Raw genomic sequence first — 25,295 nt, forward strand, 5'->3', positions numbered from 1 at the left:
TTGGGCCGAAAGTTTTAAATATATTTCATTATTACACCCACAATTTTGCAGTAGTATAACATAAATTGGAAAACCAATTAAACCACTTATTTTCAGTAAATTGAATACAGAAAGTGTAAGTTCATTGTTATCTATTGCTCATGTTTTTAGATATAAATTTAATCTCCGTTTTGGATTCTGCCGGTGTTATACAAGGATTAGCATTTGGCATTATGCTTTTAGTGATTAATAAGAGAAGAAAAAACTATAGCTATTGTTTAGGCCTAATTTTAATCCTTTATTCACTACAAAGAGTAACTGTTGTTTTTGCAGAACTAAACATTTTTGAACTTTATCCAGAATTATTCTTATTGCCAACTATATCATATTGGTTACTCTTTCCAATATTTTTTATATATACTCAGAAAATATCAATTTTATCAGAAAAGAAAAACAAAATTTGGTTACTTTATCCAGGAATCGCATATTTTATTTTTCAGCTTTATATTTTTTTATTACCCTATGAAACCAAACTAATTATTGCAGAACAATCATGGTTTATAACTCCCAAATTTATTGGATTATTTTATGGATGGGTGGTAGCGATATGGAATCTGAAATTTATAGAGAATCATAAAAGAGAAGTTTTAAATCAATATACCGAAACTAAAAATAAAGAATTAAAATGGGTGAAGCAGTTTATAATTTTCGCACTAATAGCTACAGTTGTTTACGCTTTTCAATTTTACTTATTGCCAAAAAATATTTATTCTAGGGTTTTCTTTCTTTGTATCGATTTAACTATTATTTATTGGCTTTCCTTTTATGGAATTATGCAGACTAATATCCATTCAGTTATTGCACAAGACACAAATAACAAAACTACGGCTACACCTTCATTAGTATTAAAAAATCAACAAAGGGTGGATTATAAAGAATTAAAAACTCTTGTAGATCGAATTGAAAATCATTTATTAGAAACCGAGTTGTATACAGAATCGGAACTTACAATTGTGGAAGTTGCTAATTTATTAGATGTACATCCGCGAAAAGTTTCTACTGCTATTAATACCATTAAGAAACAAAACTTTAATAATTATATAAATCGATTTAGAGTAGAAAAAGCCATAACCGTACTGCAAAGTAAAGATGCGGAACATTTTAGTGTAGAAGGAATAGGCAATAAAGTTGGCTTTAAAAGTAAAAGTGCCTTTTATTCCTCATTCAAAAAAGAGACAGGCACCACCCCTACGCAGTATTTACAACAAGCCTTGGTTGAGAAATAATATGCCTGTAATGCACAGTATAAGTAACTATAAAAGTATAATATGTGCGAAAAAAGGTGTTTCAATTTCAGAAATCAAGACCAATATTACCGTAATTATATTTTTTACGTAAGCAAATTCCTTCAATTTTATAACAACTTATAATCAACAATTCTTAATTCATGTCAAAAAACATACACCTTTGGTCTGTGCTTATTTTTATTTGGGGGATTTTCATTTACTGGGAAAGCTATATTTATCACCTACATCCAGATATCAAAAGCGCGTTAATTCGTTTTGATTTATACCTATTACCAGCTTATATTATTATCACAGTATACATATTATATATTATTGTAAGTGAAAGAAACAAACTAGAATACTATTGATATATTAACAATTTTAAATACTATTTTCCACTTAACCAATTGTCGCAATGGTCATTTATTTTATAGTACCTATCGTTCAAGTTAAGTTACTATTTTCTAACTTTAGTGGATGAAAATTTTATCAACCAACTTAGGCAACCCTACCACTTTTGAATGGAATGGAAAAGAAGAACAAACCGGTATTTTTAAATATCCAGTTACACAGCCTTTATTCTTGGAAAAATCCCTCGTTCAGAAAGATACTATTATAGACCGAAAACATCATGGAGGTGAACACAAAGCATGCTATCTATTTTCGGCAAATCAATATCCTTATTGGAAAAAAAAATATCCCAATCTAAAATGGGATTGGGGAATGTTCGGTGAAAATTTAACGGTATCAGATTTAGATGAGTCAATTGTTAGAATTGGTGATATATACAAAATTGGCGCTACTAAAGTACAAGTATCGCAGCCTCGAGAACCTTGTTATAAATTAGGAATTAGATTTAATAATCCAAAAATCATTAAAGAATTTATTGAACATGCTTACTCAGGTACTTATGTCCGAATTTTAGAAGAAGGTTATATAAGTGCTGGTGATAATTTAGACTTAATTGAACAATCGGAGAATTCTTTAACTGTAAAACAAAGTTTCGAGGTTATTATTTCGCGGTTAAAAGATCCTAAAATTCTACAATTAGCAATTAACAATTTGTCGCTACCAGCCTACAAACGCGAACGTCTAAAAAAATTTTTGTGATTGATATATAAAATACTATATCTTATAATGCTAACAACCAATAGCCTTAAACATGAAATTTCCTTGGCATTTATACCTTATGGCAGTAGCCTATATAGGAGCCGGAATCATGCATTTTATTAAACCTAGAGTGTATAAACGCATTTTGCCCAGTTATTTACCAGGTCATAAATTCTTAGTATTGTTTACCGGTTTAATAGAAATTGTACTGGGCCTGGCTATTTGTTTTACAGCAACTAAGAACATTGCTTTATACTTAATTATTGCAATGTTAGTTTTCTTTTTACCCGTACATTTTCACATGTTATATAATAAAAGAGCTGGAATGGGTCTTCCAAAATGGGTGTTAATTTGGCGCATACCATTACAAGTTGCATTAATGTTCTGGGCTTCTATTTATTTAAAATATTAAGCTAATAAGGTTTTACAACTATTAGCCCAAGATTATTTAGGTCAGTTTTAAGCATAAAAAAAACCGAAGGTGCTCATGCCTTCGGTTTTCACTTTCAACTCAACTTAACTTAACTTAATCAACTATTTTACTGAAACCCCTTCGTAGAAAGTATCTGAATCGCTTTTTACTACGATAGAATACTCACCTTCAAAAGCGTCTTTGAAATTAAATACTTTTGCAACAGCCATTTCATTCTCGAAAGTTTCTGTGAAAAGTTTACGACCTGTAGTGTCATAAACAAAAACTTCAACTGGCTCCTTAGAAACATTTAGGTAGTTCATATATACTACACCTTCTTCTTTTCTAAATACAGGTTTTACTTTTTCGTTCTCACCAACGATAAGAATATCGTTTTTAGTGATTTTAATTGAATATGTAATCTCTCTTATAGTATTATCTACAATTAAGAAATAATCACCTGATGCTAAAGTTTCTAAATTGAACTTTTTAGCGTAATCTTCAACTGAGATTACATAATCACTATATATAGTATTTCCTTCGCTATCAATAAAGCTTAAAGATGTATTTGCCATGTTATCTTCCCATTCGAATACAACGCTCTTTGAAGTTTCATCAGTTACTAATTTAGGCTCTTTAGCCAAAACTGACGTGCTAACAAATAATAAAGCTACTGCTGCTGCTGTTCTGATTACCTTTTTCATAATTTTTGCATTTATACTTACTTTTTATAGTAAGTAGGTTAATGAATTATTTACACTACAAACATACCCCAGTTCTGCAAGGTGGACTACCACAGATTTTCCCGATTTGTGTGTTATATTAACACAATGCTAGGTTAATTAAATGCAAAGGGGTAATTTAGCATATGTTTGAGGTAATTCTATAGAGATGTAGTCCAAAAGGTGTATTTAATTTTGTATAAAAATTGTTATTTATGATTAATCTTAAGCCAACCTACGAGGCGATAGAACCAAACTTTGGTAATTCATTTACTTATCAAAGATTTGACAAAAACAGACTGAACAAAAACAATGTTTGGCACTATCATCCAGAAATAGAGCTGGTATATGTAAATGGTGGTGCAGGAAAGCGCCAAATTGGTAGTAACCTTTCTTATTATACTAACGGTACCCTTATATTAATAGGTAGTAATTTACCCCATTGTGGATTTACCGATGAATTAACGGGTAATAGGAATGAGACTGTTATTCAGATGAAAAAGGATTTCTTAGGAAATGAATTCTTTAGTATTCCTGAAATGGAAAAAATCCAAAACCTTTTTCAAATAGCGCAAGCTGGTGTGGTTTTCTTTGGGGAGACTAAAACTAGACTTGGTGCAATGATGGAAGAATTAGAGGAGAAATCTAATTTTGACCGTTTATTATCTATATTAAAAGTACTAAATTGTTTAAGTACTACTGAAGAACATCGCATTTTAAATGCCACAGGTTTTTCTATGGCTGCCGATGTTAAGGATAATGACCGTATTAATATTGTCTTCAACCATGTAAAGTCCAATTTTAAAGAAGAAATCACTTTAGACGAGATATCTAATTTGGTTAGCATGACCATACCTTCTTTTTGCAGGTATTTCAAAAAAATTACGAATAAAACTTTTACTCAATTTGTAAATGAGTATCGTTTGGTACATGCATCAAAATTATTAGCAGAGCAACCTTTAAGTATTACCGAGGTATGTTTTGAATGTGGTTTTAACAACTTTTCGCATTTTAATAAATCGTTTAAAGCATTTACGGGTCAAAATCCATCACAGTATAGAAATCAATTGCGACAAGTAATTAATTAAAATGTTTGTTTAAGTCAGGGCCATATCGTTTACAGTTACCAGATAGTGATTTAACTTATTTTGAAGATTTCTTAACTATTGAGGAGTCCAACTACTACTTTGATGTTTTAAAAACACATGTACCTTGGCAACAAGACAATATAAAGGTTTTTGGTAAAGTTTATGCGCAACCAAGACTAACAGCCCTGTATGCAAATAATAGCATGCCCTACTCCTATTCGAATATTACCATGCACCCGCACAAATTTTCGAAAGAATTATTGGTTATAAAAGAAAGAGTAGAAAAGTTCTCGAAAATTGAATTTACAACCTGCCTATTAAATTTATATAGGGATGGAAATGATAGTAATGGTTGGCATTCTGATAATGAAAAAGAACTAGGTATAAATCCGGTTATTGCCTCAGTAACTTTGGGCCAAGAACGTTTTTTCCACCTCAGGAATAAAGAGGACAAGAAATTAAAACGTAAAATTCTTCTCCAGCATGGAAGCTTATTGTTAATGAAAGGAGTAACCCAACAGCATTGGCAGCATCAAATTGCGAAAACAGCGAAGCCCATTTCAGAAAGAATAAATCTTACTTTTAGAGTTATTAAATAAAAAGACGTCCGCTTGCTACTCGCAACCAGACGTCTTTTTATAACCTATGATAAGAAGCTGAGAACTATCTTTAATCTGTTGGTAATTCATATTAATTTCCTCACTCGCAACTCCAATCTATACTATGCAAATCGCATGCCAGAATTTGGTGAGTTTCCAATCCTAAAGAAAATTAATTAAATAAATCGTTAAGTACTTTAGCTAATCGTAGTCCGCCTTTTTGTAATTGGGTCTCTACCGTATCCCACCAAACATAACTATAGCGGTAGTAGAGTTTATCGCCAATTTCAACTGAATTATAAATACGGTCTGCAATTTCTTGAGATTCTTCAACCCAATCTAAAATATCACCTTTCTGAATTTCTTTTACCGCTTGCTTATTAAGTACCGGTAAACTAGCTGCTAACTCCGTATAACTCATGCCATAATCATTAATCATATTGCTATCCCATACCTTATGTAAGTTAGTACCTTTATTAAACCATTGCAATTGTATATTATTCCCACCCTTATCTTCCAATCTACCTACATGCATTGGTTGATGCAAATCACCTATAAAATGAATCAACATTTTTAAATAAAATGTCTTATCAGCTTTAGTGCTGTTTTTATCTTTTATAATTCGTTTACAGTCATTTATTGCGGTAACTAAATCACCATACTTATTAGGTGCATCATCACCATAATCCTTTCCTTCAGCAATATTAGCGTAGTGCCATGCATTAAATTTTCTATAAATAGAATCTGCTTTTATTTCATCGGCAAAATTAGCTACTGCAGCTAAACTTTTTCCTTGCAATAAATAACGAATCGCTTTTTTAGCTTTCCCCTTTAAATGTGGTTGCGCTACTTCACCTATAGTTCTGTGACCTGTTTTGGACCAAACGGGAACTTCAGCAGATACAAATTGAATTGATAATAATAGTAGTATAAAAGTTCTTTTCATCCTGTAATTTTAATATCACCTAACAATACGCAAAAATAATTCTTTTAATTACGAGCTGTTTTATTTATGATCTATATGTTATAATTAATTTGCATCTCAAATTTAAATTAGAGGAATAAAATCTAATGTTAAGATTGCGTCCCATTCAAAAATTTAATTTGATCTTGCAGTCTTAATACAATAAGAAGTGTTGAAAAAAGGAAAATTATTCAAGTATTTAATAATAATCTGCTTAACAGGCATTATAGTAGTGATGCTTTTTATTTTAAGTGTTCGAATTGGAATATGGGGCGCACTGCCCACTAAAAGCGAACTTTCCGATTTTCAGTACCAAAGAGCTTCAGAGGTATATACTGCAGATAGTGTATTAATTGGTAAATATTATTTATTCGATAGACAACCGATTTCTTTTGAGAAAATACCCGAACATTTGGTTCAAGCATTAGTTGCGATTGAAGATGAGCGTTTTTATGAACATACAGGTATAGACTACCAAAGCTTAATGCGAGTAGCAGTAAAAACAATTCTGCTACAAGACCAATCTTCTGGTGGTGGAAGTACACTTACACAACAATTAGCAAAAAATCTTTATCCTAGACGCGAACGTAAAAAAACTAATATAGCTGTTAACAAGGTAAAAGAGATGTTTATTGCCAACCGCTTGGAGGAACTATATGCTAAAGATGAAATTATTACGCATTATCTAAATACTGTTTCTTTTGGGGATAACACCTTTGGAATTGAAAGTGCTTCTTTAAAATTTTTCAACAAAAAAGCACAAGAACTTTCTGTAGATGAGGCTGCGGTATTAGTGGGAATGCTAAAAGCTACCTACGGATATAATCCTCGCGTATTCCCTGAAAAAAGTTTAGAAAGGCGCAATTTGGTTATTCAATCCATGGCTAAAAGCAATTTTATTTCTGAGGATGAAAAAATAAGTCTTATAGAAAAACCCTTACAATTAAACTATAGAGATTTTGATTACTCGGAAGGTTTAGCTCCATATTTTAGAGAAGAGGTTCGAAAGAAATTATTGCAATGGACAAGTAAACAAAAAGAAGAAGGAAACGATTACAACATTTATACATCTGGACTAAAAATTTATACTACGCTAGATTCTAAAATGCAGCGTTTTGCCGAAGAAGCAATGGTAAAACATATGTCTTCTTTACAAAAGAAATTTGAAAAAAGTTATGGTAAAAATGCCCCATGGTTAAAAGACAAAAAACTTATAGACAAACATGTTAAGCGCACTAATACGTATAAAAAATTAAAGAAGACTGGTTTAAATGATTCCGAAATTATGGATTCGCTACGCATAAAAAAACCAACAACATTAACCGATTGGAGTGGAGATAAAACCATTAATGCTAGTGTTATCGATAGCGTACAACACTATATGAAGTTTTTAAATACGGGGTCATTGGCAATCGATTCAAAAACCGGCGCAGTAAAAACATGGATAGGCGGAATTAATTTCAAGCATTTCAAATTTGATCACGTTGCTCAAAGTAAACGACAAGTAGGATCGACGTTTAAACCTATTGTTTATACAGCAGCTTTGGAGATAGGGATATCACCTTGCACATATTTTTCTGCAGATGAAGTTGAATATGATAATTTAAAGGGATGGTCCCCAAGTAATTCGGGGAACAAAGATGAAAAGTACCTTAATTATTCCATGGAAATGGCTTTAAGCAATTCTGTTAATACCGTTGCTGTAAAAGTTTTAGAGAAAACAGGAATAGATAATGTTTTGGTTCAGGCTAAAAATATGGGCGTGTTTTCAGAATTGCCAAAACAACCTTCTGTAGCCTTAGGAACCGGTGAAATTTATGCAAATGAATTGGCAGGTGCTTATGCAAGTTATGTTAACAATGGAAAGGCCGTACTTCCATATCTTATCGAAAAAATTACAAATCAGGAAGATTCGGTTTTAACTAATTTTGAACCAAAAAGAGCCGTGAAAAGCGCATTTTCTAAAGAAACTGGTCAAATTATGCTCGAAATGATGAAATCTACAATAAATCATGGAACAGCATCTCGACTGCGTACAAGTTATAAATTAAGCAATGATATTGCAGGTAAAACAGGAACTACACAAAATAATAAAGATGCCTGGTTTGTAGCGCTTACACCTAAAATAGTACATGTAACCTGGGTTGGTTTGGACAACCATGAAATCGGTTTTAAAAGTACGAGTTTAGGTCAAGGAGCAAACGCAGCCCTTCCCCTATTTGCCCTTTGGATGCAGAAAATGAATCAGACTCCAGAATTCAATACTATTACAAAAGCCCGTTTTCCAAGATCATCCAATTCGGTTTTAAGTGTACTTGATTGTGAACCTATTAAAAGAGATGGGTTTTTCAAGCGTCTTTTTAAGAATCCAAATAAGAAAAAAGTAAAGAAATTTAGATCTAAAAATTCTAGTTCATAAAACATTTTCATATCTGAACTAAAAAATTTGCTTTTATGTTATTTAATTTGATATATTTATGATATCATTTTAATATCATTTAAATTAAACATCATGACGAACGAAAAAGAAATTAGCCCAATGAATGGCTATACAATGGCGCTCCTTTTTATTGTGCTTTTAGCCGGAGGAATTTTTGCAATTCTACGGTTTCCACCCTTCATACCTTTATTGGTAATTGCCATTTTAATGATACCAGGTTTTGTATTAGTAAATCCAAACAGTTCAAGAGTACTTTTGTTATTCGGAAAATATGTAGGCACTATAAAGAAGAATGGATTGTTTTGGATTAATCCATTATATTCTAAGAAAAAAATATCTTTAAGAGCGAGCAATTTTGATAGTGAACGATTAAAAGTAAATGATAAGTTAGGTAACCCTATTATGATTAGCACCATTCTAGTCTGGCGCGTAACAGATACGTATAAAGCAGCTTTTGATGTAGACGATTACCAAAATTTTGTTCGTGTGCAAACGGACGCTGCAGTGAGAAAACTTGCAAGTATGTATCCTTATGATAATTTTGCAGATGAAGGTCTTGATGAAGATATTACCTTACGCTCGAGTTTAAATGAGGTAAGTGAAGCCTTAGAAAAGGAGCTACAAGAACGTTTGGCAATGGCCGGAATTGAGGTGTTAGAAGCAAGAATAGGTTATTTAGCCTATGCGCAAGAAATTGCGAATGCTATGTTGAAAAGGCAGCAAGCAACGGCAATAGTCGCAGCAAGACATAAAATTGTTGAAGGAGCTGTAAGTATGGTGGAAATGGCTTTAGAAGAGCTAAATAAAAAAGGAGTAGTAGATTTAGATGAGGAAAGAAAAGCAGCCATGGTAAGCAATTTAATGGTTGTATTATGCTCAGACAAAGATGCCGCGCCTGTTGTAAATGCAGGAACACTAAATCATTAAAATATGCGCGTTTTTAATGAAACACAACGGTTTAACCAATGGTGGTTATGGCTTTTGTTCCTAGCCATTTTTGGAGTGATTATTTACGATAGTTATCATCATTTCTCTATTGTTGAAGGATTTACTGAATATTCAATTGTCTTAATTATTGGTATATTCACCATTGTACCTGTGATACTATTGTTAGTTTTAATGCGATTAAAAACTGCTATTGATGAGATTGGTGTTCATTATCAATTTCTTCCATTTCAATTTTCTAAAAAAACTATTCGATGGTCAGAAATTGGAGAATGTTACCTGCGTATATACAAACCTATAAGTGAGTATGGCGGATGGGGATTTCGAGGCACATTTAGTAAAAACAAAGCTTACAATGTTAGCGGTAATAAAGGCATACAATTAGAATTAAAAAGCAAAGAAAAAATTCTTATTGGCACTCAGAAAGAAAAAGATGTAGAACAGGTAATTCACCGGTATTTTAATAAAGGGGATGAGTAAGAAGAAAGCTTTTGCACTGCGTTTAAATGAAGATATGCTCAAAGCAATTGAAAAATGGGCTGCTGATGAATTTCGCAGTACTAATGGGCAAATAGAATGGATGTTAATGAAGACTTTAAAAGAGGCAAAAAGGAATCCCAAAGATAAAAACAACTAAATCCATCCCCATTCATATGAATTTTAAAGTACTTTGTTCTGATTTAGATGGAACTCTCCTAACTACAAAAAGTGATGTTTCAGATTTTACTATTTCCGAAATTGCACGAATAAAAGAAAGAACCAAAGTCATTTTGGTTTCAGCGCGAATGCCGCAATCCATGACCTACCTCCAAAAAAGATTAACTATTGAAAATCAACCTATTATATGTTATAATGGAGCCTTAGTCATTGACGGGACTACCGAAATATTTTCAGATACCATAAATTTTGAAACCGTAGAAAGTGTGTTTTTATTAGCTGAAGCTGATAACATTAAACTTGGTTTATATTACAACAGCGAGTGGTATGTTGAGGAAACTTCCGAACGCGTAGAGAAAGAAATAAAATATACATGTACGGAACCAATTTTCAGAAATACCTCTGAAACTTTAGTTGATTGGAAATCGAGAAATATTAGTGCTCATAAAATAATGATGATGGGAACTAAGGCTTCGTCTGATAAAATTTTTCCAATACTTGTTGAAAGATTTAGCGAACAAATAAATATATATCGCTCGAACGATACATTAATAGAATTAGCACCAAAATCAGTTTCAAAATTATCGGCCATTCAATTGTTGCTTAAAAAGAATGAATCGTTATCAGATGTAATTTCTTTTGGTGATAATTACAATGATACTGAAATGCTTCAACACTCCGGTGTGGGTGTAGCCGTAGCAAATGGTAGAGAGGCAGTTAAAGCTATAGCTGATTACACAGCACTAAAAAATACAGAAGACGGCGTTGCACACTTTATAAAGGAACACCTAATTTGAGTATATTTGAGATTGAAGTAATTACAATTTTAAATGACCGATAAAATAATACCCCAACCACTTATAGCTGATGACACCATAGTTTTTGGGCTATTAGCACTTTGTCTCGGATTTGTATTTTATACCTCCTCCATTAAAACAGGTTTTTGGAATAAATTCTACAAGATTGTACCTACTGTATTAATGTGTTATTTATTACCTGGTATTCTAACAAGTATGGGCATAATTTCTGATGAAACTTCTAATTTATACTTTATGGCTAGTCGGTATTTATTACCCGCAGCACTAGTTTTAATGACCTTAAGTATCGATTTAAAAGGCATAATAAATTTAGGTCCTAAGGCATTAATTATGTTTTTTACTGGTTCAATTGGCATAATGATAGGTGGACCAATTGCAATTTTAATTGTCTCTATATTTTCTCCAGAAACTGTTGGTGGCAGTGGGCCAGACGCTATTTGGAGAGGGCTCGCTACCATTGCAGGAAGTTGGATAGGTGGAGGTGCCAATCAAGCAGCCATGTATGAAATTTTCAAATACAATCCGGATAAATTTGGTGGTATGGTACTTGTTGACATTGTTGTTGCTAACCTATGGATGGCCATTATTTTATTAGGCGTAGGCAAAACTAAAAAAATAGATAAATGGTTAAAAGCCGATACTTCATCAATTGAAAAATTGAAAATAAAAGTTTCTGAACATACCGAAAGAATTACACGCATCACTACCCTACCCGATTATATAATTATGCTTTCCTTATCGTTTACGGCAGTCGGCTTGGCACACTTCTTAGGAAATAACTTTTCGGGTTTATTAGAAAATACATTTGAAGTCATAAGAGATAAAGATAATTTTTTCTCCTCATTGAGTTCCAAATTTCTTTGGATGGTAGTTTTTGCAACAGCAGTAGGAATTGCGCTTTCATTTACCAAAGCTAAAAATTATGAAGGAGCGGGTGCAAGTAAAATTGGGGGAATGTTCATATATATTTTGGTAGCTACAATTGGTATGCAAATGGATCTCGGGAAAGTACTTGAAAATCCGGGGTTAATTGTTATAGGATTACTTTGGATTTCAATTCATGCAGGCCTATTAATTTTAATGGCAAAGCTAATTAAAGCACCGTTTTTCTTTTTGGCTGTTGGCAGTCAAGCAAACGTGGGCGGAGCCGCATCTGCGCCAGTGGTTGCTGCTGAATTTCATCCTTCTTTAACTTCAGTGGGGATTCTATTAGCTGTTTTTGGGTATGTTGTAGGTACCGCTGGCGCCTATATTTGTGCATTGCTCATGGAAGTTGCGTCGCAGGTCTAGAATTTGGTCATAAGCATTATTAATCTAAATTAATTCATGATATTTGCGGCCTATTAAAAAAGACAAATGAGAAAGTTTTTAGTTTTATTTTGTATCGCAATTGTTATTATTTCTTGTCAGGAAGAAAGTAAAAAAGAAACAATGACAGTTTCGGGTAATATAAAAGGTCTTAAAAAAGGCGTATTATATCTGCAGCATTTAAATGACACTATTTTAACGACCGTTGATTCGTTAGAGATTTCAGGAGATGGTAATTACTCTTTAAAAGCTGAATTAGAAAGTCCTGAATTCTATTATTTATATTTAAACAAAAAAGACAACAATGATATCAACGATAGAATTACCTTTTTTGCAGAACCAGGTGCTATAACCATCAATACAAGCTGGAATACTTTTGACACGAATGCAACAATTGAAGGGTCTGCTACTCAAAAAAAATGGGAGGAATATCAAGAAACTATGTCGCAATTCAATAAAAAAGATTTAGAAATCCTTCAATATGCTAATAATTCTGAATTAGAGCTTAGTACTACAGAGGTAGATTCTTTAATAAAGTTAAATGAAAAGAACGTTTTAAGAAGTTATTTATACGCTCTTAATTTTGCTTTGAATAATACTGATTCTTATATCGCTCCATATATAGCTTTAAACGAAGTAGCTGATGCTAATAAGATATACTTAGACTCAATAGCAAATAGTTTAACGCCAAATGTTGCCGATTCAAAATACGGTAAAGCTTTATCTAAGCATTTGGAAAGTTTGGACAAAAAATAAGAGACTGTTTACAAAACAGTCTCTCAATGTACTCTTAAGAAAATTATCCTAATTTATTTACTTGCTCAACTAAATCACGTGCTTTTGTCTCAAGCTCATTTTTAACTGAGTTTAAATGTGATTTTCTATTTTCAACTTTTCTTTGATTTACTTTAGCAATTAAATCTTCGAATGTACTGAAAACATTATCGATAATACCTTCTCCTTCTTTTGATATCGTAGTACCATTACTAGCTTCTACTATATAAACTGCTTCTATGATATCACCTAAAACATTATTGATATCTTTTTTTAAACCTCTTACACTTGCCATTGTTTCTTTAATTTTTACAAAAATACAGCTAAAAAACGGACTGCTTAAATGGTTATCTCCAAAAGTTTAGCTCCAGTAGTTTGAATATTAATGGTAGCACACTTTGCAGGTAATAAAAGTGTTTCGCCTTTCTTAATTGATTCCGAACCTCCTTCACTTTCTATTGTGGCAACTCCATCTACACACATATAAATAGTAAATGAGTCTCTTTCGGTAACATCTTGATTTAAATCTTGAGAAAGATTTAAATATTTTGTATTAAAATAAGGACAATCAACCATCTCATTAACGTGATTTACTTCTTTCGCATAGTCCACCTTAAAATCGTCTTTCCTTTGGTAATCAATCGCATCAAGAGCTTGTTCTGTATGCAATTCTCTGAGATTACCTTCTTTATCTCTCCTGTTAAAATCGAATACTCTATAAGTAATATCGGAAGTCTGTTGAATTTCAGCGAGCATTACCCCTGCCCCAATTGCATGAATTTTACCGGTATTAATAAAAAATGTATCACCTTCTTTTACTTTTTCGTAATTCAACAACTCAAGTAGTTTATCGTCCTCTAGACTTTGAGCATATTCTTCTTTGGTTACATCTTTATTAAAACCAACAATTAAACTAGCATCATCATCAGCATTCATTATATACCACATTTCAGTTTTTCCGAATGAATTATGACGTTCTTTTGCTAATTCGTCATTAGGGTGTAATTGAATTGATAAGTCCAATTTTGCATCAATAAACTTAATAAGAATAGGAAACTCTTTACCAAATCTTTCATAAACGCTCTTACCCAATAAATCTTCAGGATTCTGCTCAATTAATTCTTGCAGTGTTTTACCTAAAAGACTGCCATTAGCAACAGTAGATATATCTCCTTCTACCGTTGATACTTCCCAGCTTTCACCAGTTATATCAGAGTTTATCTTTTTTTCTAAAACAGTTTGCAATTTTTTACCACCCCAAAGACGCTCTTTTAATATAGGGTAAAACTTTAATGGATATGCATTCATGATATTTGGTTGAATTGAAAAATTAAGAAATATTGATATTACAACGTATTTTCCTACAAAATATTTTCAACCCTTATAGGTAACAAAATTCCTTGGTGTTTCATATAGGGTTACTTCTAATTCATTAGCGGCTACTATATGTGGGCGTAGCTTGTTAAAAATATACACAGCAATGTTCTCAGCAGTCGGATTTATAATTTTAAATTCAGCAACTTCAACATTTAAATTTTTATGATCCAAAGCTTCTTCAACTTCAAGCTTTATCAGGTCTTTCAGGACCTTCATATCCATCACAAATCCTGTTTCGGGATCAATTTCACCAGCAACACTAACAATTAATTCGTAATTATGGCCATGGTAATTTGGATTACTACATTTACCGAAAATAGCAGCGTTTTTTTCATCACTCCAATCTTTATGATAGAGTCTATGCGCAGCATTAAAATGTGCTTTTCTACTAACTTTGACTTTAGCCATATTCCAGGGTTTTAATTTATATGATCGTAAAAACGCTCAAAAATAATCTTGAACCACGCTGTATAGTTTTCAGGAGAATTATCAATATCCTCCTTAATTGCTGCCGGTTTCATCCATTTCCAACCAGCTACCTCTGTAGTATTAATAATAGGTTCACCTTCAAAATGCCCTAACATTACATGGTCTAATTCATGTTCAGTAAGTCCGTTATCAAATGGAGCTTTATATACAAATGAGAAAAGTTCTCTAAGTTCTGTAGTAAAGCCCATTTCCTCCTGCAATCTGCGTTTACCTGCTTCAATATTAGTCTCTCCAAGTCTTTGATGGCTACAACAGGTGTTGGTCCATAAAAGTGGAGAATGATATTTATCGGCTGCCCTTTGTTGCAACATTGTTTCTCCATTCTTATTCATAATAAAAACGGAAAAAGCCCTATGCAAGACAGCTTTTTCATGAGCTTCCATTTTGGGCATAGTGCCTAACTCTTCGTCATTTTCATTGACCAGAATTACTTTTTCTTCTTCAACCATTACACAAAAATAGGCTGTTTATATCGTAAAAAAAAGCAACCTAATTTTCATCAAATTAGATTGCTGTATTGAAAACCTTTTATATAAATTTTAATTGAGGTACAGGTACCCGGCTAATTCCTTCATCATTGCATTGTTATCTGTATAATTTAGGATATAATAATACGTGCCTACAGGTAATCTTTCATTTTGATTAACGGTTGTTCTACCTCTTGAATAACCATCAAAACTGTTATTTAAATTATTGTAACCCAATGTTTCATATACCAAAATACCCCAGCGATTATAAATTTGAATATCGTTAGTTGGGTAACTTTCAATATTTCTTATAGTTAGCACATCGTGCACACCGTCGTTATTAGGTGTTACCACATTAAACACTTCCAATTCATCTTCTTGCTGGTTCACTGTAATTAATGCCGCATCCGTGAAAAACTCCGAAATACAAGGATTATTTGGATCAGTTATTACCAGTTGATATACATTTGAATGTAAAGAAAATGGAATATTCGAAATAGTTAAGGTTGTTGTAGTTACACCTGAGTAAATTCCTGAATCTGTAAGTTGGTTCCAATTTACACCACCATCAGTACTTTCTTCCCACTGATAGGTAATTGCAGTACCGTCAGCGGTAGCAGTGAAACTTACATTATCCCCTTGGTTAACCGTTTGATCTGTAGGTGATGAAATAGTCGTTACCATTTGATGCGGTGTTGTAACCTCTGTTGTCGTACCTGTAAATCCACCTTGACCAATAATTAATCCGTCAGCATCCACAACAACGGGTGAGTCACCTAAAAATCCGTCGCCATCGGCATCGGCATGGCCAGCTTCTGAGACATCATAACAAAAATCATTATCACTATCAGCATCTAAATGGTCAGGAATATCATCACTATCGCTATTTTGCTCTTCACAAGCTGAAACGCGTACCGTAAAATCATCAAATACGGAGTAGTCTACATTTCCATCATCTTGTTGATTATACGTATACAAACGAATAGTATATGTAGTATTCTCTTCCAGGTTAAAGCTAGAACCTGCAGGTGTTAAATCAAAAAACTCTGAAACTCCATTTGTAGGATAGTGTATTCTAATGTCTGAGTATAATAATATAGAAGTTGCAAAATTATCTTTAGAAATTTCCATAGCCACATCATATGAATTACCAATAGTAGTACCATTAGAATTTCTATACCAGTTCATTCCAATTCTTTCAATCATTGGGTTTATTAAACCGGAAGCCGTAGTAAAACTTACTTCGACATATTCGTTTGCTGCGATCGCACCTGCATAAGTAATTGCATCTAAACCTGTCAATTGCAACTCAGCAGCTGGCGAATTTCCTGTTAAACCTGCTCCGGTAACAACGTTTGTTGTATTTGACACAAGCCAATTGGTGATTGCAGGGTTTTGAACGTAATCGTTTGTTCTGGTACCTACGGGAGAATTAAATTCCCATGCGAAATAGTCATCATCAATACATTCCTGACCTTCAACACTATCAAGGATACCATCATTATCATCATCCAAATCAGTTCTATCATTAATTAAATCAGCATCAGTATCATATGCTATTGTAATGTATACAGATGCGATATCAACACTACCAACGGCATCGGTAATTTCATAGTCAAAAAAGTCAGTCCCTATATAATTTGCATTCGGTGTATACTCGAAAAAATCATCGTAAGTATCTGCCGGAGTACCATTATTATTTACTGTTACACTTCCATTTGTTGGCGATGTAAAATTTGTGATTGCGCCATCCACGCGAGGACCAGAACTACCAAAATTATCATTATCAAGAACATAAATAATGTTGTTCGAAGAGTTTTGTGAAACATTTACATTGTCAAAAATAGCTTCTAGTTTAATTATAATAATTGCTGTACCAGTATCACAAACTGCCGTATTAGGAGCAGGAAGACAAACTTCATATTCAAAAGTATCATTACCAGTAAAACCAGGGTTTGGCAAATAATTAAAAGTACCATCAGCATTGAACATTAAAGTCCCATTAGAAGTTGTTGAACTTAAAGTATACGTACTACCGGGTGGTACCATATCATTTGCTGCAATATCGCCATTTCCTTCGCGATCTAATTTTATTCTAAGACTGTCATCTTCAGCATAAGTTTGCATTAAAAAGAACTTTCCATCTCCATGATCATTTGTTGCTCCCATATATCGAATAGAGTTTATGGTAGAACCAACTGGTGCCAATTCTGAAAGTTCATAAAGTGCAATACCTATTACTTGATTATTTTCATTATTTCTTCCACTACTCCAATAATCACTATTGGCAGTTGGTTGAGCTTGAGGAATTACACCCGTTAAATTTCCTTCGTTTCTAATAAACGTACGTCCAAGTAATTGTTCGGCACCCCCACCTGCAGGAATACCATAAAGTTCAATATACATACAATTATTACCACCGCGTTCAGTTACAGCAAGAACACCATCAGGATTCGAAGGTATACCTGGGTTGTATCTAATTGTTTGAATTTGAGCATTGGTAGTTGTAATTGCGGTATAATCATTGCAAAAATCTGCTCCATTATTCTGCGATTGAAAATAGTGATTTAAGTCCAATGATTGATATGCACTTAATGCTCTAGGAATCCAATTTGGATCATCACTACCTGTTACAATTTGAGAACCATCGAGCCAAATATTATTTTCAACATCACCTCCTGGGCCTAAACGCGTCATCTCATATGAAGAAGGCACAACGAATGTTGTATAATCTACGCCTTCAATATTTATAGATTGAATATTTGCCGGATCACTTACCGAGGACTGAGTATTACTCCAATTAAAAGTTACACCAGTTCTAATAGAATTAGCCTGACTATGCATTTTTAGCGTGCAACCAAAGATGGCCACTATACAGATGAAAAATTGAACTAAATTGGAAGAGTAGGTTTTCTTCATAATCAAAGTTTTTGAACAGATTTGGGATTAAGTTCAAATTCAAAGATAATTTCAGTAAATCTTTACTCAAAAATTCAACGTTGTTGTTGTAATTATTTTCGACTTATGGGCACTATATATTTAAAAGGTGGAGTTGAACGTATAAATATGCAGTATAGGGTTTTGCGGAATACAGTTCAACTACCAATTTCATTGACGTAGTGCTTATACCAAAAATAAAATTATAGGATGTTTAACAATATAGATTATGCTATAGAAAGATGATTTTTGGTAGGTAATCTTTCCGAGATTACGGCTATTTTTATAGAAATAATTCTACAAGAAAAATGATTTTAAATATAAACTTCAAAGTTTTTACCTACATCAAAATATAGGTATCAGCGAAAGGATTCATAAGGTAATATATGACAAGGTATCGATTAGAAAAATCTAGGTGATTTTAAATGACCTCTTGTTTTTATAAAGTCATATCGAATTATAATTTCAAAAGAACCATCATTAAAAGAAGCATCTCCTAAATCAGTAGTTTCGCGATCATAGGCCATTCCTAACATAAAACCATCCGATACATTAAATCCTACCATACCACTAACAGCAGCACTCCAACGATAACCTGCTCCGAAAATAAATTTATCATTCAACATAAAATTTGCTGATAAATCAACTTGTAATGGTGCTCCTTGTACGACTTTAGTCAACAAAGTAGGTTTAAATTTTACAAACCTACTTAAATCCCATACATAACCTGTGATAAAATAAAAGTTCATTCGCTCTTGAGCTGTAGACAATGAGCTCTCATCAAAATGTGATGTTTGTAGAAACCTCGGTACAGATAAACCAGCATAAAATCTTTCATTATGATAATAAACACCTGCACCAAAATTTGGTGAAAACTGGTTATCCACATCGTTTTCTAAGGCAGCATCAGGCGCATATTGATTTAATTCTGAAAATCGTATATCCAATAAATGAGCACTGGCTTTAAGTCCAAAACTTAAGCGACCCTCATTTGAAGTATATATAGTATATGAAAAATCAACATCAAAATTAGTTTCTGATGTAGGTCCAATTATATCGTTAACCACTGAAAAACCCAAGCCTACCCCCTTATAGCCTACCGGTGTATGAAGATTTAAAGTTTGTGTAGTTGGCGCACCATCTAGTCCGGCCCATTGCGAACGATGTAATGCTGCAATACTCATATGTCCTCTAGATCCGGCATAACCAGGATTAACACTAACTGTATTATACATATATTGGGTATACTGAGCATCTTGTTGCCCATAAAGTGATACACTAGTCATAAATATTAAAATTATAATATTCACTAACAGTGTGGCAACGTAATGTTTATGTGGTCTTCTTAAGCCCATAATTTTATCTATTTATATACAGGTAACCCGATAATGATTTTGTTGTACTTGTTGCATCTTCATAATCTAAGATGTAGAAGTAAGTCCCTACTGGCAAATCTTTACCTTGTGCCAATGTCACCCGTCCTTCTGAACTACCATCGAATACATTTCCTTCGGTATTGTAAGCGTTAGTAGCGTATACTAAAACCCCCCACCTATTGAATATTTTAAGCGTATTAACCGGATAATTCTCTAATCCCGAAATGGTCAATACATCATGTACTCCATCACCATTGGGTGTAATAACGTTAAATACTTCGATTTCGTCTTCTGTAGCGTTAGGTTCTAAATAATTTGGTATGCCATTGCTATTAGTATCGTCGTTAGCATAATTTCCATCAGCATCCAAATCTTCATCAATAGTCGGAATACCATCATCATCATCATCCGAATCTCGATAATCTGGTTCATTATCACCATCTGTATTTGGTAAATCGGTATACGGGTCGCTAATCTCATCATTAACGTCTATATCTATTAAGACTGAATCTTCAAAAGCATCATCCAATCCATCGGAATCGCTATCTACCCCTAACACAGTTACATCTGCAATACCATCTTGATTATTATCATGAGCTTCTATTGCATCTGGAACATTGTCATTATCACTATCTTCATCCAAATAATCCGGCAAAGAATCACCATCAGTATCAGTTGGAAATAAGCCAAGATTCCCATTAGTTTCGTAAACATCATCCAAACCATTTCCATTTAAATCGATTCCATCTGGAGCGATGTAATCAACCGTCGTTTGAGCTTCAATATTATCTGGTATGCCATCATTATCACTGTCTAAATCCAAATAATCAGCAATTCCATCGTTATCAGAATCCGTAGGGTTGGTTGAAGGATCTCCATCACCATCTAGGTTTAAGTCTTCAAAACTATCTACAATACCATCCTTATCCGAATCTAAATCAATAGCATCAGTAACTACAACAGTTACAGTTGCTGTGCTGCAATTACCTACATCATCACAAATAGTATACGTAAATGTGTCAGTACCAATAAAACCAGAGTTTGGCGTATACGTTATATTATCATCAGAAGGATTGTTAGTAGTTCCATTATTATTAATGACTATAGTTCCATTGGACGGATTCGTTACAACCATAGTTCCAACGGAAGGTAAATCGTTATCATTTGATAAAATTTCAATTGTAATTGAGGAGTCTTCAGTTGTCACCACTGAATCATCTATAGCATCAACAATCGGAAGAACATCGACACTCACCGTTGCAGTACTACAATCTCCAAAAGAATTACAAATAGTATAGTCAAAAGAATCAGGACCATTATAATCTGCGTCTGGCGTGTAGGTTACAATATCATCAGTTAGATTGTTTGGCGTGCCATTATTATCAATTGTAACGGTTCCGTTCGATGGACTTGTAGTAGTTAGATTACCTATTAAAGGTAAATCACTATCGTTCGCATAAATATCAACTACTATTGCAACATCTTCATCAGTTGCAACTGTATCATCTACTAAATTTGCTGCTTCATTAATACAAACAACTCTAAAAACAGGTAAGTCTTTACTATTTCCAGCCTTTGTTATAGTTACAATGTAAGTTTGAGGAGTTTGGGTAGCTATAACAGTAGGACTAGATTGATTACCACTAACAGTTGGGTTCCAAGATAATGTGGCTCCTGGTGGGATAGGATTATCTGTAATATCTAAAGTCACTTCATTATGTGGCGAATTACAATTAGTAACTATAAAATAACTAGTAGCATTCTTTCCACATAAAGTTCCATCATAGGTAGCAAAATATACTCCTTGCTCTGTTACCTCTAAAAATGAATCAACACTTAATACGGTGTTTGTATCTTGAGCCTCATACCATCGATAATTCGTTCTAATTTCATTTGCAGTATTTGGCGGAACCTCCAGCAAAAATTGAGCATTAGAAATTGCCAACCCGAATAAGGTGAAAATAAAAGTGAGAACAATTTTTTTATATGTAGGTATTTTATTCAAATTGATTTGGCTCGATTTTGATTTATTGGTTATTTAACTACGAAAACAACATTAATTAAAGAATTGTAATCTGCAGGTTGATTAAAAACCTCATAGGATAACACACCATTTTCATCAATTGACATATTTTGAACCGTTGTTCCGTTACCAAAAACATCAACATCTGCATACGTAACATAATAGTACAATTCTGTCGCACTATAAGTAGGAATAGCGGAAGGAGCAGTATTACCAGCTCCTGGACCAGAACTGGCAACCATTGGAGATCCAAATTGATCTAAATATTGTGCGTACAAGTCAACAGTATCAGTTCCAACTGTTGAGGCATCTATAGCTATTGATGGAGGATAAAATATTCGTGCGGCTTTAGATGTTATTGGCGCAATTGCCTGTATAACCTCTTGTACATTAGTTTCATCACTAACCTCAGCAGCTATTTTACCTGCATCGTCAACATCCATTGCTACTCTTAATGGCACTTCGTCGTCATACTGGTCATCTGATTGTGTAGCATATAGCCCATCTCCGTCAACTGATAATATATTTCCCGCTGTACCACTTATATCTGCACTAAACACCGTACCTGTTAAGTCAAGACCGCTACCTGCTGTGTATTGCGTATTGGTGTCAACAGCACTTAAATTTACTGTCCGATTAGCAGCTCCATCTTGTGTTAATGTTAAGGTCGTTCCATCAAAAGCGAGATTAGTTACTGATTCGTTTCCAATCACGGAATCCGCATCATTTACATTATCTACATTAGAAACATAAAGTCCGTTTGCATCAACACTAAGTGCATTACCTGAAGTACTACTAATTTCAGCACTAAATACTGTACCCGTTAAATCAAGACCACTACCTGCCGTATATTGTGTATCATTATCCGTACGTCCAGCGAGTTCAGCCAATGCTGCCTCCACATTATCTGTCGTAAAATTATTACCAATATCATCCAAAGCTACTTCATCTCCATCTTGATCATCAGTTCCATCAAATGAAGTACTTGTATTATCCTCTGAAATATAAGTATATGTGATGTTGTCTATAGTTGAAAGGGTAGTTACAATATCAGCTGCCGGCGTTGCACTTCCTCCTACTTGGTGCCAAGTTCCATCATATACATATAATTGTCCGGTATCAGTATCAACATAAGTCGTTCCATTTACTGGACTTCCTGTTGGACCACCTAAACCTGTATTGGTTAATTCGTTAGTAGGGTCCGAGTCTGCGTCATCAGTATCCAAAGCATCTACATAAGCTTTAGTTGCTGCATCTTGCGCATTTGTTGGATTAGCCAGATCTGTAATAGCATTGTTTCCTGCACTGGGGTCCTCGCCAATTACATCTTCTAAATCTTGTATCTCGTTATTGGGGTCAGAATCTGCATCATCAGTATCCAATGCATCTACATAAGCTTTAGTTGCAGCGTCTTGGGCATTGGTTGGATTAGCTATATTTATAATAGCAGCTCCTCCTCCATCATTGCCATCCGCTAGCACCTCTGATAATGTTTGATTATCCGTATTAACAGCAGTTGCAATATCAGATAAAGCAACAGAAACTAGGTTACTATCAGAGTCCATGATATCTAAAGTACCGGTACCGTTATTTACTGTGAAAGTTACATTCGTTGTATTTGTATCGATACTAGATGCAATATCTGAAAGCAAAATTGAAACTGAATTATTATCGCTATCGGTTAATATTAAGCTTGTGCCATCTTCAGTTAAAGTAGCGTTTGTTGTATTTAAATCTGTTGAAGTTAACTCCCAAGAATCACCGTCCCAGAAATAAATGGTGCCTGTATTTGTATTTACATAAATATCTCCTAAATCAGCCCCTGCCGGAGTTATCATACCAGGTGCAGTAACATCTGGCCCACTTAAAACTTCACAATTACATTGATCCTCCAATGTAACCGTTGTCTGTCCAAATACAAGTCCTGAAATCAGAAATGCAAAAACAACAATTATTTTCCTCATAGCTATTACTTTACTTTCAATAGTCTTATTCACAAACATTTATTTCTACATAATTTATTACAGTCAAACATGTATAGAAATAGGTAGATTTAAATTGAATAACCCTAAACAAATTCACTATAAAAATGCTCTTAAAACCATAAGAAGATTAATATTTTAATCTCTGTATTAAGACCTAACACTTTTTTAGTAAGCATTGTTAGTTTGCGGTTAAGATATTTATGCTTTGGGCGGTATTAAACCATATTCTTTTAGTGATTTAACTACACCTAACAAAATTAACCCTTCACATAGCAACTGAAAATAATTGTTGTGTAAGCAATCAAATACATTGTATAGGCATTAAAACATGAGGTTTCAAAAAATCTATTTCATCGATTAACCACTGTATTTCAAAGAGTTTAAGAGATATATTGTAAGAATTATCTCATGTAAATATGTAGTAGATTCTACTAGTTTTTATGATCAATTCTTTTTTACGCGGTGTGTTATTCTTCTATTTGTAATAACTGTTCTTACCCTAACATTTAGGACTGCATTATTAGATGAAGTCGGATTACAAGATGAACCCGAAAGCGATGCATTAACACGATAAAGGAATTGATCTTTTACTAATTGAACAGAACTTACTAATAAAGTTGTAGTCTGCGTACCGGAGTATTCCACTCCATCAGAAATATTTACAAATGTTAACCCACCATCTGTACTTACTTGCCATTGATAGGTATCTGCATTAGCAGTACTCACAGTAAAAGTTGCATCTTGATTTACAAAAACATTTTGATTGGGCCCAATATTAGCAACAGATAGAGATTCCTCCGTTACGGAAATGGCTGTACGTGAAGCACTTGTACATCCTGCAAATGTTGTACTTCTCGCTTCAGCATAATAGGTACCTGCACTAACTGGTGTATAACTCGTTGTTCCAGATGCCAATGCCGTTCCTCCTGATGAAGCACCGAACCAGTCAACAGTTTCACCACCACCAACTGATGCTGTTAACGTGGGTATTGAACTTCCTGAACAATATTCTTGGTTTCCTCCACTAGTTGGCGCGTTGACAGTAGGACAAGCACAGTTAGGTGCTGTCACATTTAAATCGCTACTACAATTTCCTTCTGTTACTGTAACCACTATATCAGTTCCATCTGCTACATCTGCAATTTCCCATATGGTTCCTGAAACATTTGTGACAGTTCCTGAGGTGCTCGTTACGGTTCCAGAACTTACAGAAACTTCTAAGGTATAAGTTGTAGGTTGAAACAATGCAAAATTACAACTAGGTGCATCAGAAACGGTAATTGTAGGTGTAGGTTCAACTGTAACTCGTACTGTATCATTATTTGAACAACTATTGCTATCTGTTACCGTTACAGAATAATCAACATTAACGTTACTGCTAGAATTTCCAGTTGGAGTGACTACAATACTTTGGGTAGTTGCACCTGTACTCCACAAATAGGAATAACCACTACCAGTTCCACCACTTGGAGTTGCCGTTAATGTTGCCGAATCACCATTACATATTGTTTGATCTAAACCAGCATCAACTGTGGGTTG

Annotated in this window: 22 protein-coding genes and 1 pseudogene; 12 read left to right on the forward strand and 11 right to left on the reverse strand. The window is 33.8% G+C overall.

Annotated elements, in window-relative coordinates:
• The first annotated feature begins 140 nt into the window (after window positions 1-140).
• The 3 genes from ABJF52_RS04275 (at window position 141) to ABJF52_RS04285 (ending at window position 2,787) form a co-directional block, all read left to right on the forward strand.
• Window positions 141-1,265: an AraC family transcriptional regulator gene (locus tag ABJF52_RS04275; protein WP_348146773.1), complete on the forward strand. Its 1,125-nt coding sequence runs from the start codon at window positions 141-143 to the stop codon at window positions 1,263-1,265.
• A gap of 477 nt (window positions 1,266-1,742) precedes the next feature.
• Complete coding sequence (locus tag ABJF52_RS04280) at window positions 1,743-2,375, forward strand: MOSC domain-containing protein (RefSeq protein ID WP_348146776.1); 633 nt, start codon at window positions 1,743-1,745, stop codon at window positions 2,373-2,375.
• Between the two features lie 52 nt (window positions 2,376-2,427).
• A complete protein-coding gene (locus ABJF52_RS04285) occupies window positions 2,428-2,787 on the forward strand; it encodes a hypothetical protein (RefSeq protein ID WP_348146779.1) in 360 nt (119 codons plus the stop codon).
• Between the two features lie 122 nt (window positions 2,788-2,909).
• Here the strand turns inward: ABJF52_RS04285 and ABJF52_RS04290 are convergent, their stop codons facing one another.
• Window positions 2,910-3,491 (reverse strand): hypothetical protein, encoded by a 582-nt coding sequence (locus tag ABJF52_RS04290; RefSeq protein ID WP_348146782.1) that lies wholly within the window; start codon window positions 3,489-3,491, stop codon window positions 2,910-2,912.
• A gap of 233 nt (window positions 3,492-3,724) precedes the next feature.
• Here ABJF52_RS04290 and ABJF52_RS04295 point away from each other — a divergent pair, with 233 nt between their 5' ends.
• Window positions 3,725-4,597 (forward strand): AraC family transcriptional regulator, encoded by an 873-nt coding sequence (locus tag ABJF52_RS04295; protein WP_348146785.1) that lies wholly within the window; start codon window positions 3,725-3,727, stop codon window positions 4,595-4,597.
• Between the two features lie 5 nt (window positions 4,598-4,602).
• Window positions 4,603-5,196: an alpha-ketoglutarate-dependent dioxygenase AlkB gene (locus ABJF52_RS04300; protein WP_348146787.1), complete on the forward strand. Its 594-nt coding sequence runs from the start codon at window positions 4,603-4,605 to the stop codon at window positions 5,194-5,196.
• A 172-nt stretch (window positions 5,197-5,368) separates the two neighbouring features.
• Here the strand turns inward: ABJF52_RS04300 and ABJF52_RS04305 are convergent, their stop codons facing one another.
• A complete protein-coding gene (locus ABJF52_RS04305) occupies window positions 5,369-6,142 on the reverse strand; it encodes a S1/P1 nuclease (RefSeq protein WP_348146790.1) in 774 nt (257 codons plus the stop codon).
• Between the two features lie 187 nt (window positions 6,143-6,329).
• On the opposite strand from ABJF52_RS04305, the gene ABJF52_RS04310 reads away from it, so the two are divergent.
• The 7 genes from ABJF52_RS04310 (at window position 6,330) to ABJF52_RS04340 (ending at window position 13,084) form a co-directional block, all read left to right on the forward strand.
• Complete coding sequence (locus tag ABJF52_RS04310) at window positions 6,330-8,579, forward strand: transglycosylase domain-containing protein (RefSeq protein WP_348146793.1); 2,250 nt, start codon at window positions 6,330-6,332, stop codon at window positions 8,577-8,579.
• Between the two features lie 93 nt (window positions 8,580-8,672).
• Window positions 8,673-9,527 carry an SPFH domain-containing protein gene (locus ABJF52_RS04315; RefSeq protein ID WP_348146796.1) on the forward strand — a complete coding sequence of 285 codons (855 nt, stop codon included), beginning with the start codon at window positions 8,673-8,675 and terminating at the stop codon, window positions 9,525-9,527.
• Between the two features lie 3 nt (window positions 9,528-9,530).
• Window positions 9,531-10,025: a hypothetical protein gene (locus tag ABJF52_RS04320; protein ID WP_348146799.1), complete on the forward strand. Its 495-nt coding sequence runs from the start codon at window positions 9,531-9,533 to the stop codon at window positions 10,023-10,025.
• Complete coding sequence (locus ABJF52_RS04325) at window positions 10,018-10,182, forward strand: Arc family DNA binding domain-containing protein (protein WP_153755480.1); 165 nt, start codon at window positions 10,018-10,020, stop codon at window positions 10,180-10,182. Before ABJF52_RS04320 ends, ABJF52_RS04325 begins: the two co-directional genes overlap by 8 nt.
• 16 nt (window positions 10,183-10,198) lie before the next feature.
• Entirely contained in the window at window positions 10,199-10,999 is an 801-nt protein-coding gene (locus ABJF52_RS04330) for a Cof-type HAD-IIB family hydrolase (protein WP_348146802.1), read from the forward strand.
• A gap of 33 nt (window positions 11,000-11,032) precedes the next feature.
• Window positions 11,033-12,310 carry a DUF819 family protein gene (locus ABJF52_RS04335; protein ID WP_348146805.1) on the forward strand — a complete coding sequence of 426 codons (1,278 nt, stop codon included), beginning with the start codon at window positions 11,033-11,035 and terminating at the stop codon, window positions 12,308-12,310.
• 66 nt (window positions 12,311-12,376) lie between these two features.
• Entirely contained in the window at window positions 12,377-13,084 is a 708-nt protein-coding gene (locus ABJF52_RS04340; RefSeq protein WP_348146808.1) for a DUF4369 domain-containing protein, read from the forward strand.
• A 43-nt stretch (window positions 13,085-13,127) separates the two neighbouring features.
• On the opposite strand, the gene ABJF52_RS04345 is transcribed toward ABJF52_RS04340, so the two are convergent.
• From ABJF52_RS04345 to ABJF52_RS04385, 9 genes and pseudogenes are all read right to left on the reverse strand, one after another.
• A complete protein-coding gene (locus tag ABJF52_RS04345) occupies window positions 13,128-13,397 on the reverse strand; it encodes a hypothetical protein (RefSeq protein ID WP_348146811.1) in 270 nt (89 codons plus the stop codon).
• Window positions 13,398-13,441: 44 nt separating this feature from the next.
• Window positions 13,442-14,410 carry a type I phosphomannose isomerase catalytic subunit gene (locus tag ABJF52_RS04350; RefSeq protein ID WP_348146813.1) on the reverse strand — a complete coding sequence of 323 codons (969 nt, stop codon included), beginning with the start codon at window positions 14,408-14,410 and terminating at the stop codon, window positions 13,442-13,444.
• Between the two features lie 66 nt (window positions 14,411-14,476).
• Window positions 14,477-14,887, reverse strand: a complete 411-nt coding sequence (locus tag ABJF52_RS04355) for a 6-carboxytetrahydropterin synthase (RefSeq protein ID WP_348146816.1) — start codon at window positions 14,885-14,887, stop codon at window positions 14,477-14,479.
• Window positions 14,888-14,898: 11 nt separating this feature from the next.
• Window positions 14,899-15,417 (reverse strand): isopentenyl-diphosphate Delta-isomerase, encoded by a 519-nt coding sequence (idi, locus tag ABJF52_RS04360; RefSeq protein WP_348146819.1) that lies wholly within the window; start codon window positions 15,415-15,417, stop codon window positions 14,899-14,901.
• A gap of 90 nt (window positions 15,418-15,507) precedes the next feature.
• Window positions 15,508-18,354, reverse strand: coding sequence for a gliding motility-associated C-terminal domain-containing protein (locus tag ABJF52_RS04365; protein WP_348146822.1), 2,847 nt, complete (start codon window positions 18,352-18,354; stop codon window positions 15,508-15,510).
• Window positions 18,355-18,773: 419 nt separating this feature from the next.
• Complete coding sequence (locus ABJF52_RS04370; RefSeq protein ID WP_348146825.1) at window positions 18,774-19,727, reverse strand: type IX secretion system membrane protein PorP/SprF; 954 nt, start codon at window positions 19,725-19,727, stop codon at window positions 18,774-18,776.
• 4 nt (window positions 19,728-19,731) lie between these two features.
• On the reverse strand, window positions 19,732-21,753 hold the full coding sequence (locus ABJF52_RS04375; protein WP_348146828.1) for a gliding motility-associated C-terminal domain-containing protein: 2,022 nt from the start codon (window positions 21,751-21,753) through the stop codon (window positions 19,732-19,734).
• A 29-nt stretch (window positions 21,754-21,782) separates the two neighbouring features.
• A complete protein-coding gene (locus ABJF52_RS04380) occupies window positions 21,783-23,735 on the reverse strand; it encodes a hypothetical protein (protein ID WP_348146831.1) in 1,953 nt (650 codons plus the stop codon).
• Window positions 23,736-24,200: 465 nt separating this feature from the next.
• Window positions 24,201-25,295 (reverse strand): annotated as a pseudogene (locus tag ABJF52_RS04385) (hypothetical protein); the annotation flags it as partial.

This window comes from Aurantibacter sp., from assembly GCF_039941195.1.
In the GTDB taxonomy this organism is placed as follows: Bacteria; Bacteroidota; Bacteroidia; order Flavobacteriales; family Flavobacteriaceae; genus Aurantibacter_A.